16 protein-coding genes are annotated in these 16032 nt (G+C 39.3%); 11 read left to right on the top strand and 5 right to left on the bottom strand.

What is annotated here, in order from left to right; all coding sequences use genetic code 11:
* Window positions 1-81: 81 nt before the first annotated feature.
* Window positions 82-768, bottom strand: coding sequence for a PHP domain-containing protein (locus PN450_RS15580; RefSeq protein WP_271836864.1), 687 nt, complete (start codon window positions 766-768; stop codon window positions 82-84).
* A 241-nt stretch (window positions 769-1009) separates the two neighbouring features.
* Window positions 1010-2035, bottom strand: coding sequence for a phosphoribosylformylglycinamidine cyclo-ligase (gene purM, locus PN450_RS15575; protein ID WP_271836863.1), 1026 nt, complete (start codon window positions 2033-2035; stop codon window positions 1010-1012).
* Between the two features lie 152 nt (window positions 2036-2187).
* Between purM and PN450_RS15570 the strand changes: the two genes are divergently transcribed.
* Together PN450_RS15570 and PN450_RS15565 are read left to right on the top strand one after the other, a co-directional pair.
* Window positions 2188-3681, top strand: a complete 1494-nt coding sequence (locus PN450_RS15570) for a thymidylate synthase (RefSeq protein WP_271836862.1) — start codon at window positions 2188-2190, stop codon at window positions 3679-3681.
* Entirely contained in the window at window positions 3678-4220 is a 543-nt protein-coding gene (locus tag PN450_RS15565) for a deoxycytidylate deaminase (protein WP_271836861.1), read from the top strand. The genes PN450_RS15570 and PN450_RS15565 overlap by 4 nt, the downstream gene beginning before the upstream one ends.
* Here the strand turns inward: PN450_RS15565 and PN450_RS15560 are convergent.
* Window positions 4217-4753, bottom strand: a complete 537-nt coding sequence (locus PN450_RS15560; protein ID WP_271836860.1) for a P-loop NTPase family protein — start codon at window positions 4751-4753, stop codon at window positions 4217-4219. The genes PN450_RS15565 and PN450_RS15560 overlap by 4 nt on opposite strands.
* Before the next feature lie 231 nt (window positions 4754-4984).
* Between PN450_RS15560 and PN450_RS15555 the strand changes: the two genes are divergently transcribed.
* The 9 genes from PN450_RS15555 to sppA all read left to right on the top strand — a co-directional run bounded on the left by PN450_RS15555 (window position 4985) and on the right by sppA (window position 12925).
* Entirely contained in the window at window positions 4985-5260 is a 276-nt protein-coding gene (locus PN450_RS15555; RefSeq protein ID WP_334311495.1) for a nucleoside monophosphate kinase, read from the top strand.
* A gap of 96 nt (window positions 5261-5356) precedes the next feature.
* On the top strand, window positions 5357-6100 hold the full coding sequence (gene rph / locus PN450_RS15550) for a ribonuclease PH (RefSeq protein ID WP_168694898.1): 744 nt from the start codon (window positions 5357-5359) through the stop codon (window positions 6098-6100).
* Between the two features lie 49 nt (window positions 6101-6149).
* Complete coding sequence (locus tag PN450_RS15545; protein WP_148762378.1) at window positions 6150-6923, top strand: MlaE family lipid ABC transporter permease subunit; 774 nt, start codon at window positions 6150-6152, stop codon at window positions 6921-6923.
* 71 nt (window positions 6924-6994) lie between these two features.
* Window positions 6995-7357 carry a type II toxin-antitoxin system RelE/ParE family toxin gene (locus tag PN450_RS15540; RefSeq protein WP_168694897.1) on the top strand — a complete coding sequence of 121 codons (363 nt, stop codon included), beginning with the start codon at window positions 6995-6997 and terminating at the stop codon, window positions 7355-7357.
* 5 nt (window positions 7358-7362) lie between these two features.
* Window positions 7363-7689 (top strand): helix-turn-helix domain-containing transcriptional regulator, encoded by a 327-nt coding sequence (locus PN450_RS15535; RefSeq protein ID WP_148762382.1) that lies wholly within the window; start codon window positions 7363-7365, stop codon window positions 7687-7689.
* 316 nt (window positions 7690-8005) lie between these two features.
* The gene (gene pgl, locus PN450_RS15530) at window positions 8006-8728 is read left to right on the top strand and encodes a 6-phosphogluconolactonase (protein WP_271836859.1); all 723 of its coding nucleotides are present in this window, start codon (window positions 8006-8008) and stop codon (window positions 8726-8728) included.
* Window positions 8729-8884: 156 nt separating this feature from the next.
* Complete coding sequence (locus tag PN450_RS15525; RefSeq protein WP_271836858.1) at window positions 8885-9847, top strand: FHA domain-containing protein; 963 nt, start codon at window positions 8885-8887, stop codon at window positions 9845-9847.
* Between the two features lie 109 nt (window positions 9848-9956).
* Window positions 9957-10853 (top strand): acetylglutamate kinase, encoded by an 897-nt coding sequence (gene argB, locus PN450_RS15520; protein ID WP_015083597.1) that lies wholly within the window; start codon window positions 9957-9959, stop codon window positions 10851-10853.
* 254 nt (window positions 10854-11107) lie between these two features.
* Complete coding sequence (sppA, locus tag PN450_RS15515) at window positions 11108-12925, top strand: signal peptide peptidase SppA (protein ID WP_271836857.1); 1818 nt, start codon at window positions 11108-11110, stop codon at window positions 12923-12925.
* A 251-nt stretch (window positions 12926-13176) separates the two neighbouring features.
* On the opposite strand, the gene PN450_RS15510 is transcribed toward sppA, so the two are convergent.
* Both PN450_RS15510 and PN450_RS15505 read right to left on the bottom strand, forming a co-directional pair.
* Window positions 13177-14613 (bottom strand): FAD-binding domain-containing protein, encoded by a 1437-nt coding sequence (locus PN450_RS15510; protein WP_271836856.1) that lies wholly within the window; start codon window positions 14611-14613, stop codon window positions 13177-13179.
* Window positions 14614-14743: 130 nt separating this feature from the next.
* Window positions 14744-16015: a dihydroorotase gene (locus PN450_RS15505; protein ID WP_271836855.1), complete on the bottom strand. Its 1272-nt coding sequence runs from the start codon at window positions 16013-16015 to the stop codon at window positions 14744-14746.
* Between the last annotated feature and the right edge of the window lie 17 nt (window positions 16016-16032).

Here is a 16032-nt window from a genome sequence, read left to right as displayed (position 1 = left end):
CTACTCCCCTACTCCCCTACTCCCCCTACTCCTACTTCCCCTGGTTAGTAAACCAGGAGTTTAAAAGAGGTAAATACAGATTTACAACCTATGCAGCAAATTCAAGCCGTGCGAATCAGTACCACAGGTGCTAAATAAATCGAATTTTTCCGCTAATTGTTGAACTTCCTCAGTTTCCACCACACTAGGTTTCCAGGGTTTAGGGTTATTGTAAGCGTAGAAAGTCTCAACACCATCAATACCATCACCCGCAGCCGCAGGAATGAGGTCAAAATGCGATCGCCTATACCGGGCTGGGTGAGCAAGTACCGCTAGTCCTCCCGCTTCGTGAATAGCTGTAATCACGTTAACTGCTTGATAAGCCTTGCCGACACTAGGAATTTTTTGTAAGTATGGCTTCATACTGGGATGTTCTGACTCAAAAGCATAAGCCAGAATGTGAACTTCATTATCCAGCAGATTGGCATTAATTTCTGCACCACTCCACAAATATGGAACATGAGCATCAGAATTACTCCACTTCCAATCTTCCAACCAAGTCAGGGCTGCTTGGTAGCCACTGATACTGTGATGATCAGTGATAGCCAGACCTTTTAAGCCAATTGCGATCGCTTGATTCATCAAATCACCCGGTTCTAGTTTGCCATCCGAGTGAACCGTGTGCATATGAAAATTAAATAACTGGGGACAACTTTGTGCATCAATGCGTTGGAATACTTGCTTTAGTAGTTCCTTAGAAACAGTAGTCCGGGCAAAATTTATAACCATAACCCCTCTACACGAAAATTACATTTTTCTCAAAACACCAACACGCCACACTTATAAATGAGATATAACCAATACCACTAACCAGTAAATACAGATACTTCCTCAACTGCACCAATTGATTTTTGCAATATGTTAAGACTACGTTAGCAAATATTAACGCTGATGGCGATGAGTATTTTTAATTACTTCCATCAAGAGAATATGAATTTTGCGTATAGGTTCTATCTGTATACCACCATTGTTACAACAAACCGACTAATTCACCTGCTCCAGTGACAACTTCACCAATTATATTAGCGGAGATATCCTGAGATTGAAAATGAGTCATTACCTGTTCTGCTTGCTGGGGTGGAACTAATAACACAAAGCCAATACCCATATTAAATGTATTATACATAGCCTCAGCACCCACAGAACCAGCCGCAGCTAACCAATGGAAGACAGGAGGAATAGTCCAACTATCAGAGATAATTCTAATTGATTGACCCTTACTTAAACATCTAGGTAAATTTTCTGGTAAACCGCCACCAGTAATGTGAGCCATGCCATGAATTTCTAAACCTGATTGCAACGCTGCTAAAACAGATTTTACATAAATGCGTGTAGGCGTGAGACAAGTTTCCCCAATAGATGCACCATTTAATAAATCTGGGGTATCAGTCCAAGCAAAACCACCATCACTGACAATTTTTCTGACCAAACTCAACCCATTGCTATGGACACCTGAACTAGCTAAACCGATAGCTACGTCACCCACCTGCACCTGAGAACCATCTAGCATTCGGCTTTTTTCCACAATTCCTACGCAAAAACCCGCCAAATCGTATTCACCAACTTGGTAAAAACCGGGCATTTCCGCCGTTTCTCCCCCCAATAAAGCCGAACCAGCTAATTTACAACCGGTAGCGATTCCTGCAACAACCTGAGTTAATTGTTCCTTATCTAACTTACCTGTAGCCACATAATCTAGAAAAAACAGCGGTTCTGCACCCGATGTCAACACATCATTAACGCACATCCCCACCAAATCTATGCCCACAGTATCATGACGATTGAGAATTTGAGCTATTTTCAGTTTTGTCCCCACACCATCTGTCCCGGAAACCAAAACTGGTTCTTTGTAACCTGTGGGGAGTTGAAAGCAACCACCAAAGCCACCTAGCCCCCCTAAAACCTCTTTTCTAAAGGTGCTGTGAACCAAATTGCGAATTTGATCTACAAAAGCTCTACCCGCTTCAACATCAACGCCTGCATCCCGATAATCCATGCCTAATTACACCGTTATCAATTCATAATTTAGGTTATTATTATCACACAAATTATGTACTCAAGACTTTTTTTGATAATTTGTGATTAATCCCGATCAATCATTGTATCCTAAATAATCAAAGATTGCTATCTAAAAATTTGGTAAATCAAGTGAGTAGCCAACTAACCCAATTTTATTACACAGCCCAGCACAAACCAAACCAATTGATTTATGGTAGCGGTCAAACCGCAGTAATTACAGGGTGGATGGTGAAGCAATCTGTAGCTAAACATCTACAATCAAACGAATATGCTGTAATTGGACAGTTATACTCACCTACCAGGGGTATCAACTTACTAATTCGCAATTTGTTACTAAATCCCCACGTTCACTATTTAGTTATTCTCAACGCTACCAAAGAAGATAAAAACGCCGGTGCTTGTCAATGTTTAGGCGATTTTTTCCGTCATGGTGTGGAAGAAAATATTAGTGATGCGGGGCGAAAATCTTGGGTAATTCGTTCTCAAATTCCTGGTTATATTGATATTGATATTGATATCAATGCCTTGGAAAAATTACGCCATTCCGTAGAAATTCAAGACGCTATATCAATTTCTGATGCTGTCGAGAAAATTCAATATTACGCCCAAAAAGAAATAGTAGCACCTTGGGGAATGCCTGTAGAATTTCCCATGACTACAGTTGAACCAACCGTTTTACCAGGAACACGCTATGGACACAGAATTGAAGGCAAAACTATTGCTGAAACTTGGGTAAAAATCATTCACAGAATTAAAACCACTGGCACAATTAGACCAACTGGTTATGATGGTAAATGGCAAGAATTGATAGATTTAATGGCAGTTGTCACCGACGAACCGGAAGATTTCTATTTTCCCGAACCCAATTATTTACCAATTGATAGAAGTTTCTTAGAAGAATATATTTCCCAAATTTTAGATGATGCACCTAATCGAGAAGGAGTAAAATACACTTATGGGCAACGTTTACGTTCTTGGTTTGGACGAGATCAAATTGAACAGGTAATTGAAAAACTAATTGGAGAAATTGATGCTGCTAGTGCAGTTATGACTTTATGGGATGTGAAGGATCATGAAAAAGGTGGTAGTCCTTGTTTGAATCATATTTGGTTAAGAGTAGTAGATAACGAATTATCATTAACTGCTGTTCTTAGAAGTAATGATATGTTTGCAGCTTGGCCAGCTAACGCAATGGGGTTGAGGTCTTTGCAAAAACATATTAGAAATGAGATTTGTCAACGTTCTCAATATGATTTGAAGCTAGGACCATTGATAACTCTGAGTCAGTCTGCTCATATTTATGATGATACTTGGGGTAATGCTGAACAACTAATTAAAGAACAATATTCTGCAATTTGTAAAAAATTAGATTACTATGATCCCGCAGGTAATTTTTTAATAGAAATAGCAGAAGAGAAAATCATTGTTACACATACAACTCCTGGTAGTGGAGAAATTGTCGGTTGTTATTCTGGGAAAAATCCTTTGAAATTGATCAAAGAAATTTGTGCTGCAATACCAGCAATACGTCCAGATCATGCAGGATATTTAGGTATGGAATTGCAAAAAGCTTCTGAGTGTTTCAACACTGGGAAAAAATATATTCAGGATAGTAAACTATGATTGTTCATGAACAAAGACCAACATGGGATGAATATTTCCTAATGTTGGCTAAATTAGCCGCAACTCGCTCAACTTGTCTTGCTTTTCCGGTGGGTGCTGTAATTGTTAAAAATAAGCAAGTTGTAGCCACAGGTTATAATGGCTCACCGTCAGGCTCGGCTCATTGTACAACCCAAGGATACTGCTATCCAGGTTTAAGTAGCTGCGATGCTAGTAAAATACTACCATCAAGGGCTGTACACGCGGAAGCAAATGCGATCGCTCAAGCGGCAAAGTATGGTATATCTACAGATGGATCAAGTATATACGTAACGTTAGAACCCTGTTTATCTTGTTTAAAGTTAATTATCTCCGCTGGAATCAAAGAAGTATTTTATGAAACTTCCTTTAACAGTGGAGAAAAAGCTTTAGTTAGAGATTCCTTTGTTAACGAAGGTTTAGTCACAATTAAGCAAGTTCAACTTTCTGAAAATATAGCCAAAAAAGCTGCTTCTTTCCTTTTATCTTCCATATCTGTGAGTGATTTTGTTAATACTTAAGGTTGATGACTGCGACGAATTTCCGTAATTTGATCTGCCACATCTAAAAGAGACGTTGGCATCTGAGAACCTGTGAGAATAATATCAACATGAGGAGGACGGTGAGAAAGAAACTCTAACACCTCAGTTTCCGGAATTAAACCGAAATTAATCGCTAAACTCAACTCATCTAATACCAGTAAAGAATACTTACCTTCATTAACTACCTTTTGGGTATGTTGCCAAAGTTGTTGTAGAGCCTGATTTTCCGCTGCGTCCAAATCGGAATTATCAATACAACGGGGCAAATCACAGCGAATCCAATCTAAATGTTTTCCCATTTGGGTAGGTCGTTCATGTCCTTGACGAATACCACCTTTGAGGAACTGGACTATTAATACTGGTGTACCTTGTCCAGCAATTCTCAGCGCTTGTGCCATGACGCTCGTAAAAAAGCTCCGCTGGGAACTAGTAAAAACTTGCAATAGTCCTTCTACGGAATATGGTAAGCTGAGAGTCGAATTTAGACCTGGGGTTTCTAGTTGGGCAACCATAAGGCAAAGTTTAAAAACTCACTATAAATTTAACGACTTACAATTAAATGCAAATCTTCGCTGATAGCAAAACATATAGTTATCATACAGCAGTATTCATAACTAAAACCGCCTTGATATTTAGTTTTAACTTTTTCACTGATTTAGAGATATTTTTTCTACAAATGATTTAAGATTGCTATAACAAAATATCCTGCAAAAATAGTGAATTTTATATATGAGGGTTAAGTTGTGGTGAGATTAGTAATTTTAGGAGGTTCAGGGGCAGGAAAAAGCACTCAAGCCCAAAGGCTTGGTAAGTTTTTTGATGTTCCCTTGGTTTCTAACGGTGAAACTTTACGAGCAGCCATATCTGGAAATAGTCAAAATAGTGCCTATGGTGAATTAAATGATTTAGTTATGGAAGCTAAACCTTATTTGGAAGATGGAGAGTCAGTTCCAGATGAAATGATGATTGAATTTATTAAAGTCCGTCTCAAGCAAGTCCTAAATAATGGTAATTGGTAATTGGTGATTGGTAATTGGTAATTGGTAATAAATAGTTTTATTGCTATTACTCAGTTATTCTATAAGGCAGTAAGCAAAAATTTTGAGGCAACTTCGATGACTTGGCAACGTCCTGACGGGAGAACCCCCTGTGAACTCCGTCCCCATAGTTTTTATCCTAATTTCACCCGCTTTGCACCTGGTTCTGTTTTAGCTAAATGTGGTGATACTCAAGTTCTGTGTACCGTAAGCGTTGCGGAAGGAGTACCTAGATTTTTAACTGGTAGTGGTAAGGGTTGGTTGACGGCTGAATATAGAATGTTGCCTTCTGCTACCCAGAAACGCCAGGAACGGGAATTAATGAAATTATCGGGCAGAACACAGGAAATTCAGCGTTTAATTGGGCGGAGTTTAAGGGCTGCCTTGGATTTTGAGGCTTTAGGAGAACGGACGCTAACTGTGGATGCAGATGTATTACAAGCGGACGCAGGAACGAGGACAATGGCAATTACAGGGGGGTTTGTGGCTTTGGCTCATGCTATTTCTCAATTATTGCAGCAGGGAGTTTTAGAGCGATCGCCTTTATGTGGACAAATAGCAGCAGTTTCTGTAGGCTTGTTGGAGGGTGAACCATTTTTGGATCTTAACTACGTTGAAGATGTAGCCGCAGATGTGGATTTTAACGTAGTCATGAATCATAAAATGGGAATTATTGAAGTTCAGGGAACAGCCGAAGCAGGTAGTTTTAGCCGTGAACAATTAAATCAAATGCTAGATTTTTCTGAACAAGGTATCCAGCAATTATTAACTGCTCAAAGAAATGCAATTAGTGATTGGAATACTTTGTTTATCGAAGGTTAAGTTGTCATAATTTCCAAGTACCAAAATTCAATTAGTGGCCGTAAACTGCTTGCAACCAAAAAGAAATTTAGAACAATCTTGGATAATTCGCTGTTTGTCATCATTTCTGTTGTTCGGTCAAATTCTATTGCATTTCCTGCGCGGAAAAACCTACTATCGCAAAATATTAGAACATATGGTAACGGCAGGCCCGGCTTCTATTTCTCCAGTCTTGCTAGTTAACGGTTTTGCGGGGATGATTTTCACTATTCAAACCGCTAGGGAATTAGTGAGATTTGGGGCTGTAGATAGTGTTGGAGGTGCATTTGCTTTAGCATTTTGTCGAGAACTAGCGCCGATTCTTACTGCTAGTATTATCGCTGGACAAGTTGGTTCAGCTTTTGCTGCGGAATTAGGGGCAATGCGGGTGACGGAGCAGATTGACGCTTTATATATGCTCAGAACAGATCCGATTGATTATCTAGTTTTACCTAGAGTCATTGCTTGCTGTTTGATGATGCCTGTAATGATGATTTTTGCTGTAGTCACAGGTATAATTGGCGGGGCTTTTGCGGCTGCACAATTTTATCAAGTTGTTCCCGAAACATTTTTAGAATCGGTGAGAGCGTTTTTATTACCATCAGATATTTTTATTATTTTACTTAAAGGGTTAATTTTTGGGGCTATAGTTTCTGTTAATGGCTGTAATTGGGGACTGACAACTCAAGGAGGTGCAAAGGAAGTGGGAGAGTCAGCCACAACAGCAGTTGTTACTACTTGGGTGGCAATTTTTATTATGGATTTTATCTTGGCTGTGCTACTGTTTGAAAAACCTATATTGTAATTTTAGGTTTATTTAGAATAATACTGCTTGACGCATGGTAACATATAAGTTACTATAAGACTGTCTCTGTTATGAAAGTTGAAGAATATCTTAAAGAAGATGGTTCCAGTCCTTATCAAGAATGGTTTGATGGATTGAATGCTCAAGCTGCTGCGAAGGTTACTGTTGCTAAGTTTCGTTTGGAGTTAGGTAATACATCAAATGTTAAATGGTTTGAGGGAATTGGTGAATATAAAATTGATTGGGGTCCAGGATATCGGATTTATCTGGCTCAGGATGGTAAGCAGCTTATAGTATTATTTGGTGGGGGAACAAAGAAAAATCAGCAATCTGATATTAGTCGTGCTAAAGAATTGTACCAAGAGTACAAAAAGCGAAAAAAAGAACTTACGATAAATCAAGAGACTGACAACAAGAATAAAGAGAAAAGGTAGTTATTATGGCACTTACTAGAGATTTCAAAGAAACTATTAACGCACGAGTGGAAAAAGATTCTCACTTCACAATAGCTCTACTTGATGAAGCTATTTTTCTCTTCCTGAATGGTGAACCAGAAACAGCAAGATTGATTTTGAGAGATATTGTTAATGCAACGGTAGGTTTTGAACAATTGGCAATTGAAACGTCTAAACCTAGCAAGAGTTTACACCGGATGTTATCGGCAAAAGGTAATCCGACAATGGATAATTTGACTGCTATTTTGAATGTTTTGCGGAAAAAGCTGAATATTGATATCAATGTTCAAACGACAGTTATTTCTTCTTAAAGATTTTATTTATTGTTTTTGTCTAGTAACTTTTGAGAAAATATGAATAAGAAAACACAAAAACAAACAGAACTAGCTCTATCTGTTGTGTTTATTTACCGATGTATCCTTTATTCTCTCAACAATCCCCTGCGGTGATGATCAGCGATTAGTACAACTGACTACTGACAACCAACCACAAATAATGATAAAGAAGGTGGAGGCCGATAATTTATGGCTTAACTTGATGATATTAAAAGTTTCTTGAGTTAAACCGGAAAATTGTCAGAAGTTCGCTATGGTATTGCCAAGAAACAAGCTATGTAATGATAATGCCATGAACAAAACTGTTGAAGTCCTACCGGATGTATCGGCACTCGTCCAACGGGCGCTAGAATTGATTCTGTCGAAAGTAGAAACTGCTATTAGTGAACGGGGACAATTTACAATTGCTTTATCAGGTGGCAGCACACCAAAACCGTTGTATGAAGCCATCGCTAATCAAAAGTTGCCTTGGGATAAAATTCATGTATTCTGGGGAGATGAGCGTTATGTTCTGGCAGATCATCCTGATAGCAATGAACTGATGGCGCGACGAGCATGGTTAGATCAGGTTGCTATTCCCCAGACTAATATTCATGCTATCCCCACTTTGTCGGCTAATCCAGAGGTGGATGCAGCTAAGTATAACCAGCATCTCCAAACATTTTTTAATTCTACATCGGGAGAGTTCCCGGCATTAGATGTAGTTTTACTGGGAATGGGTGATGATGCCCATACTGCATCTTTGTTTCCCCACACAAAAGCTCTCAAGGTGTGCGATCGCCTAATCACTGTTGGTAATAAAGATGATAATCTCCGCATCACCTTTACTTACCCATTTATTAACGCGGCTCGCAGTGTGATTTTTTTGGCTGCTGGTGCTAACAAAAGACCGGCTTTAGCCCAAATTTTCGCACCTGTGGCAGATGATTTCGTCTATCCATCTCGGCTAATTAAACCCCAGGGAGAACTTTACTGGTTGTTAGACGCAGCCGCTGGTTTGGAACTTCAACACTAACTATGATTCTTGAGATTTGGATGATTTAGATAATTAAGAATAATCACCAATGATCAACTTGTTCTCACTCTAAGTAATTGTTAGCATTAAACGCTAAAGTTACTTATGTGCTTGTCAGTAATATTTTTACAACGACCTTCACTAAGGCTTAAATCCATGATCGTCTGCCCTAATTGCAATCATCCCAACCCAGACGGCGCTGTTCAATGTGAAGCTTGTTATACGCCGTTACCAGCTACAGCTAGTTGTCCTAATTGTGGAGCAACTGTACAGTCAGATGCCGCTTTCTGTGGTCAGTGCGGTTACAATCTCCATTTTGGTGTTACTCCCGCAGTTACCCCAACTATTGCGATTAAGCCTGTACAACCAGCGCCAGTGGTCGCTCCTGACCTGATGATGCAACTGTTACAGCCCGATGCTTTAGAAATTGCGCCCGCCGCCAATCCTCCTGTTAGCGCTATTCCCGCCCCTGCACCGGTGGCTGTAGTTCAGGAACAAGCTGTTTATGTTCCTTCTGTAACACCAGCGCCAGAAGTTTATATTCCCCCTGTACTGACACCCGCACCTGTAGTTCAGGAACAAGCTGTTTATATTCCTTCTGTCCCTGCACCGGTAGCACCTGAACCAGAAATTTATATTCCGCCTGTGCTGACAGCCCCACCTGCGCCTGTAGCACCAGAACCGGAAGCTTATATTCCTCCTGCTTATGTACCTCAGATCGATCCCCTCACAGTTCCTGAAGTAGCCCCAGCCGCACCACAAGTAAAGGTGGCAAATACGCAATTGCAACAGGTAGTAGCACGGTTATTCCATGTTCAAGCTAACCAAGAAATAGAATTACCACAAAATCTCTCGGTTGTGCATATTGGTAAGCCGAATGATCGTATTCCTCCAGATATAGATGTTTCTGGGTTCCCAAATTCGGAAATTGTTTCGCGGATTCACTCAGACATTCGGATTGAGGGAGATGCTTGTTATCTAGAAGATGCAGGTAGTTCCAATGGTACTTATGTCAATAACTTACCTCTGTTACCTGGAAACAGACATCGCCTCCGTCCAGGCGATCGCATCAGCTTGGGTAAAGGAGATTTAGTCACTTTCTTGTTTCAACTCTCTTAGGAATAGGGAATAGGGAATAAATATTTCCCCCTGCTCCTATCACCATAGCTGATTAACTCTTGTTGCTAGTTATCCCATAAACTAGATAACTAGCAACTTGGGTAATAACATGATTAATGATATAGAGTATATCAGGCAAGCTGAAGCTAATCGCGTAGAAATTCTCAGCGAAGCACTACCTTACATTCAACAATTCGCTGGTCGTACCGTTGTGGTTAAATACGGTGGCGCAGCCATGAAGGATAGTAACCTCAAAGATAAAGTTATTCGTGATGTGGTCTTTTTATCTTGCGTTGGCTTGCGGCCTATTCTAGTGCATGGTGGTGGTCCAGAAATTAATAGTTGGTTAGGCAAGTTAGGAATTGAAGCGCAATTTAAAAATGGTTTGCGTGTTACTGATGCAGCAACAATGGATGTAGTGGAAATGGTGTTAGTGGGGCGGGTAAATAAAGAAATTGTCGCTTTGATTAACCAAGCTGGAGGAATGGCTGTAGGGCTTTGTGGTAAGGATGGTAACTTAATTACGGCTCGTCCTCAAGGTGATGAAGGGATTGGGTTTGTGGGGGAAGTTAGTAATGTCAATATCAAAATTTTAGAAACACTTGCTAGTAATGGCTATATTCCCGTTGTTTCCAGCGTGGCTGCTGATGAAACTGGACAGGCTTATAATATTAACGCGGATACGGTAGCGGGGGAAATAGCCGCAGCTTTGGGCGCAGAAAAGTTAATTTTGCTGACTGATACCAGAGGAATTTTAAGAGATTATAAAGACCCTTCTACTTTAATTCCGAAAGTGGATATTCGGGAAGCGCGGCAATTAATTACTGATGGTATAGTCAGTGGAGGGATGATTCCTAAAGTGAATTGTTGTGTGCGATCGCTTGCTCAAGGAGTCAAGGCTTCACATATAATTGATGGGCGGATTCCTCATGCTTTACTGTTAGAAGTATTTACAGATGTGGGAATTGGGACAATGATTCTCGGTTCTCATCAGTCGAAACAATAATCGAGATTGGGGACAAGTTACAGCAAAATTAATTCGGAAGGGTTTAGCAATGCTAAACCCCTACAGGATTCATTGGTAAAATTTCATTTACCTACAATCTGCGGTAAGTTAAAATTCAAGTTATTGAGTAACAACTGACAACTGACAACTGTACGGGCGAAGCATTTAGAGAACTATTTTTGGCAATGATCGATAATTTATCTTCCAAATGCTTCGCCCCTACTGACAACTAACAACTGACTCATAAATAACCAATGAATAATTTTCTCAAACAAACCTTAGCAAGTTTAATTGGCAGTTTACTAGGACTGACAATTTTCTCTGGAGTCAGTACAGTGGGATTCTTATTAATATTAATTGCGGTTGCTAGTTCTCAAAGTTCAACCCCAACAGTGAAAGATAAGTCAGTTTTAGTTTTCGACTTGTCTATGAAGATCACCGATAGTGAACCTAATTCCAGTCAATTATTGCAAAAAACTTTTAGCGGTGTTGAAGAAAATAACATCACATTGCGGAAAGTTGTGGAAACGTTAGATAAAGCCGGACGTGATCAAAATATTGTGGGTATTTATATAGATGGAACTAATGCTAATAGTGCAGTTGGTTATGCTTCCTTGAAAGAAATCCGTCAAGCATTAGAAAAATTCCGTAAAACTGGTAAAAAAATAATTGCTTATAGTACAGATTGGAGTGAAAAAGAATATTATTTAAGTTCTGTAGCCAATCAAGTTATAGTTAATCCTATGGGAGCAATGGAAATCAACGGTTTAAGTTCACAACCAATGTTCTTAGCGGGGGCATTTGAAAAATATGGTGTTGGGGTGCAGATTGTGCGGGTGGGTAAATTTAAGGGTGCAGTAGAACCGTTAATCCTCAATAAACTCAGCCCAGAGAACCGGGAACAAACGCAGAAATTGTTAGATGATGTGTGGGGAGAGTGGCGGAAATCTGTGGGTACAAGTAGAAACATTCTACCCCAAAAATTGCAAGCGATCGCTAATAGTCAACCAATTTTAGAAGCCACAGCAGCTAAATCTAATGGTTTAGTAGATACAATTGCTTATGAAGATCAAGTATTCACCGGCTTAAAAAAATTAACTGGTAACAGTGAAAAAGATAAAACATTCACAAAAATCAGCTTGAGTAATTATGCAGAAGTTCCTGGAAAATCCTTAGATTCAGATCATAAAATTGCCATTGTTTATGCAGAAGGAGAAATAGTCAACGGTAGCGGTGACGAAGGACAAATTGGCGGTGATAACTTTGCAAAAATATTCTCAAAAATTAGGCAAAATAATCAAATAAAAGCAGTAGTTTTAAGAATTAATAGCCCTGGTGGTAGTGCTACCGCAGCCGAAATCATGCAGCGAGAAATCAAATTAACTCGTCAAATTAAACCCGTCATCGTTTCCATGGGAGATGTGGCTGCTTCCGGTGGTTATTGGATTGCTAGTGATTCCAACCGCATTTTTGCCCAAGCTAACACAATTACAGGTTCTATTGGTGTTTTCGGCGTATTATTTAATGGTCAAAAATTGGGCAATAATAATGGCATAACTTGGGATACAGTTAAAACGGCTCAATATGCAGATCAACAAACCATTTCCCGTCCTAAATCACCTCAAGAATTAGCAGTTTATCAACGCAGTGTTAACCGCATTTATAACCTATTCTTGGAGAAAGTTTCCCAAGGACGGAAAATCCCAACTGCAAAAGTAGCAGAAATCGCCCAAGGAAGAGTTTGGTCAGGAACAGCAGCCAAACAAATCGGTCTAGTTGATGAAATTGGTGGGTTAAATGTAGCCATTGAATATGCAGCTAAACAAGCAAAATTAGGAACTGATTGGGAAATACAAGAATATCCCAGAGTTAGTACATTTCCGGAACGCTTATTTGGTAAAAAATTAGATGAAACAAAAGCCAAACTAGGAATAGAAAAAACCCAAACTAAAAATTCCAACCCCCTCATAAATGAATTGGGAAAATTACAACAGGAAATAAAAACTTTACAAACAATGAATGATCCTCAAGGGATTTATACTCGTTTACCCGTTAACTTCAAAATTGAATAGGGAATAATTATTAATCCAACTCCTCCTAGTACCGCAGGGCTTGCTGAATAAGATTAGGAAGAATAACAGATCAGGGTTTCAGATTTTTTTGTTGTCGAAAAGTGCAAGGTTTTGGCTGATGGTGTCTCAAAATAGGTGCATTTTTCTTTGTCGGATTTGGAAAATTGAGGATATCCAGATAGTTGAAACTGTTCCCAGTTAAGAGTTAAGAGTTCCCTGCCTTCACAGACAACTTATTCAGCAAACCCTAATTAACTAATAGCTTTTTGTTGCTGATATAACTGCTTAAATAAAGCTTGCTGTTGTTTATGATCAACAATTGGTTGCGGATAATTTGTTCCATAATAATCTAACGGGGGAATTTTCCCAGTTACCAAATATTCTGGATCTACATAACGCAATTCTGGTATCCATTGCCGAATATACTCTGCTTCTGCATCAAATTTTTGGGTTTGACTAGCTGGATTAAAAATGCGTAATGGTTGGGGGTCCATACCACTAGAAGCACTCCATTGCCAACCTCCATTATTAGCAGATAAATCACCATCAATGAGTTTCTGCATAAAATATTTTTCTCCCCATTGGGGATTAATAATTAAATCTTTAGTCAAGAAACTGGCAACAATCATTCTACATCTATTGTGCATCCAGCCTATTTCATTTAATTGCCGCATAGCCGCGTCAACTATAGGATAACCTGTTTTGCCCTCACACCAAGCCTGAAAATATGTTTCATTATTTTGCCAAGGGAAGGTTTTAAAAGTATCCCTATATGCACCGTTAGCTAAGGCTGGAAAATGGTACATAGCGTGTTGAAAAAATTCCCGCCATGCTAATTCTTTTTGCCATGTTTGGATACTGGCATTTACTTCTTCACTATTACTATTTGCTAAGGCTTCTATAGTAGTTTGCCAAATAGTTCTAATACCAATGATACCAAACTTCAAAGCGGCACTTAATTGAGATGTACCATGAATTGCGGGAAAATTCCGCTGTTCTTGATATCCATTAATAGCAGATTTTGCAAAATTATCTAATTTTTCTTGTGCTGCCAATTCTCCGGGAGAAATTATTAATTCTGCATCCCAAATAAAACCTAAATCTTCAGCAGCAGGTAAATTAATTGTTCCCTCTTGTTGAGCAATTTCTTCTTCTTTAGCTGTTAAATTCTCTAGATTTGCTAAAGTTTTAACAGGTTTAGCTTTAGATTTAGTAATCCAATTTTTCCAGAAAGGAGTATAAACAGTATAGGGAGTTTTTGCACCGCTAAAAATTTCCGTTGGAGAGTGCAATAATTGATCCCAATTATAGTTAAGAAATTCAATTCCTTCAACTTTCAAAGCCTCACTTACTGCTAAATCTCTTATTTGGGAATAAGGTTCAACATCCCAATTCCAAAATACAGCTTTAGCTGTTAATGCTGCTGCTAATTTAGGAATTGCAATAATAGGATCATTCTGTAAAATTAATAATTGACTACCCGCTTGCTGATATCTTTCCTGAAGAGATTGCAAACAGCCAATCATATACTTTACCCTAACGGGGGCAATATCATCACCTTCGAGAATTTGGGGATCTAGACAAAATACACCCACAATCTTCGCACTTTTTTCTCTAGCCGCAGCTAGTCCCGTATGATCAGAAATGCGTAAATCTCGACGATGCCAAAACAGAATTAGATCAGACATGGAATATTAATATAGTTCTGATATACTAAATAAGATTATACCAACTTTATGTAAAGCTGCACAGAATAATCATCATTCATATTTATCTGTGTTTATCCGCGTTCATCTGCGTTCAAATAATCTTAAAATCTTACAATTTAGTATTACACCAAACTTGCACAACCCGACCTGTAACTTCTTGACCAAACCAAGGAGTATTATAAGAAAGTGTCTGAAGATTTGCCTTATTTACCTGCCAAATTTGCAGAGGATTAAATAAAGTTAACTCGGCTTTTTCACCGGGTTGAATCGCTTTAACTTCTTGTTGTAAACAAGCCGCAGGTTGATGACTCAAAACGCGCCATAATTCCAAAGCTGTAAATTCCCCAGTCGCTACGAGATTTTGCCAAAGTAGGGGTAATGCTAATTCTAAACCAATTGCCCCTGGCGGTGATTCGGCAAAGGCTTGAACTTTCTCCTCATAAGTATAAGGTGCGTGATCAATAGCGATCGCATCTATTACCCCTGTTCTTACCGCTTCCCGCAAGCATAGCATATCTTGGTGATTTCCCAAGGGCGGATCTAAATTCAAGGATGTGTGATAACTTCTAATAGCTGTTGTATCTAGTAAAACGTGCATCCATGTGGTACTAGCGGTAACAGGCACACTTTGAGCTTTAGCTTGAGCAATTAATTCGACACTGCGAGCAGTGGAAACACGCATAATGTGGACTGGTGTACCAATATCCGCAACTAATTCTAATAATGCGGCAATAGCCGTTGTTTCCGCACTGGCTGGAATCGGGGGTAAACCTATTCGCAAGGCTTCCGCACCTTCTCGCATCCTACCATTAGCCGCTAAATGGCGATCGCATGGCCAAAAAGCCACCGGTTTGCCAAAGGGTTGCAGATACTCCAAAACCCGTCTAACTATCCCCAAATTGTCCCAAGGTTTAGCATCAGTAAAACCCACAACCCCCGCTGTGGCTAAATCTGCTACCTCTGTTAATTGTTTACCTGCTAAATCCAAGGTAATTGCCCCCCAGATGTGCAAATGAGGACAAGGTTTTTCCCGATCTCTCTGTTGCTGTAAATGTGCCACTAAAGCGGGTTTATCAATAGATGGTGATGTATCTGGTAAAACACCAATTCTAGTAAAACCACCAGCAGCGGCAGCTTGTAATAAAGAACTTAAAGTTTCTCGTTCTTCAAATCCAGGTTCGCCTGAATGACTATATAAATCAACTAATCCAGCCCCAAGAATTAAGCCTTGACAATCACGAATAGAAGTATCAGCACTAAAATCTGTAATTTGTGGGGCTATCTCTTGAATATAACCATCAATAATTAATACATCTGTTACTGTGTCAGTTTTCTGCACAGGATCAATTACTCTTACTTGTTTTAATAGTTCTTTAGTCATTGGTCATTGGTCATTAG

This window comes from Dolichospermum lemmermannii CS-548, assembly GCF_028330815.1.
GTDB lineage: Bacteria > Cyanobacteriota > Cyanobacteriia > Cyanobacteriales > Nostocaceae > Dolichospermum > Dolichospermum lemmermannii.
The sequence above is the reverse complement of the archived record's forward strand: the minus strand, read 5'-3'. Positions and strand labels throughout refer to the sequence as shown.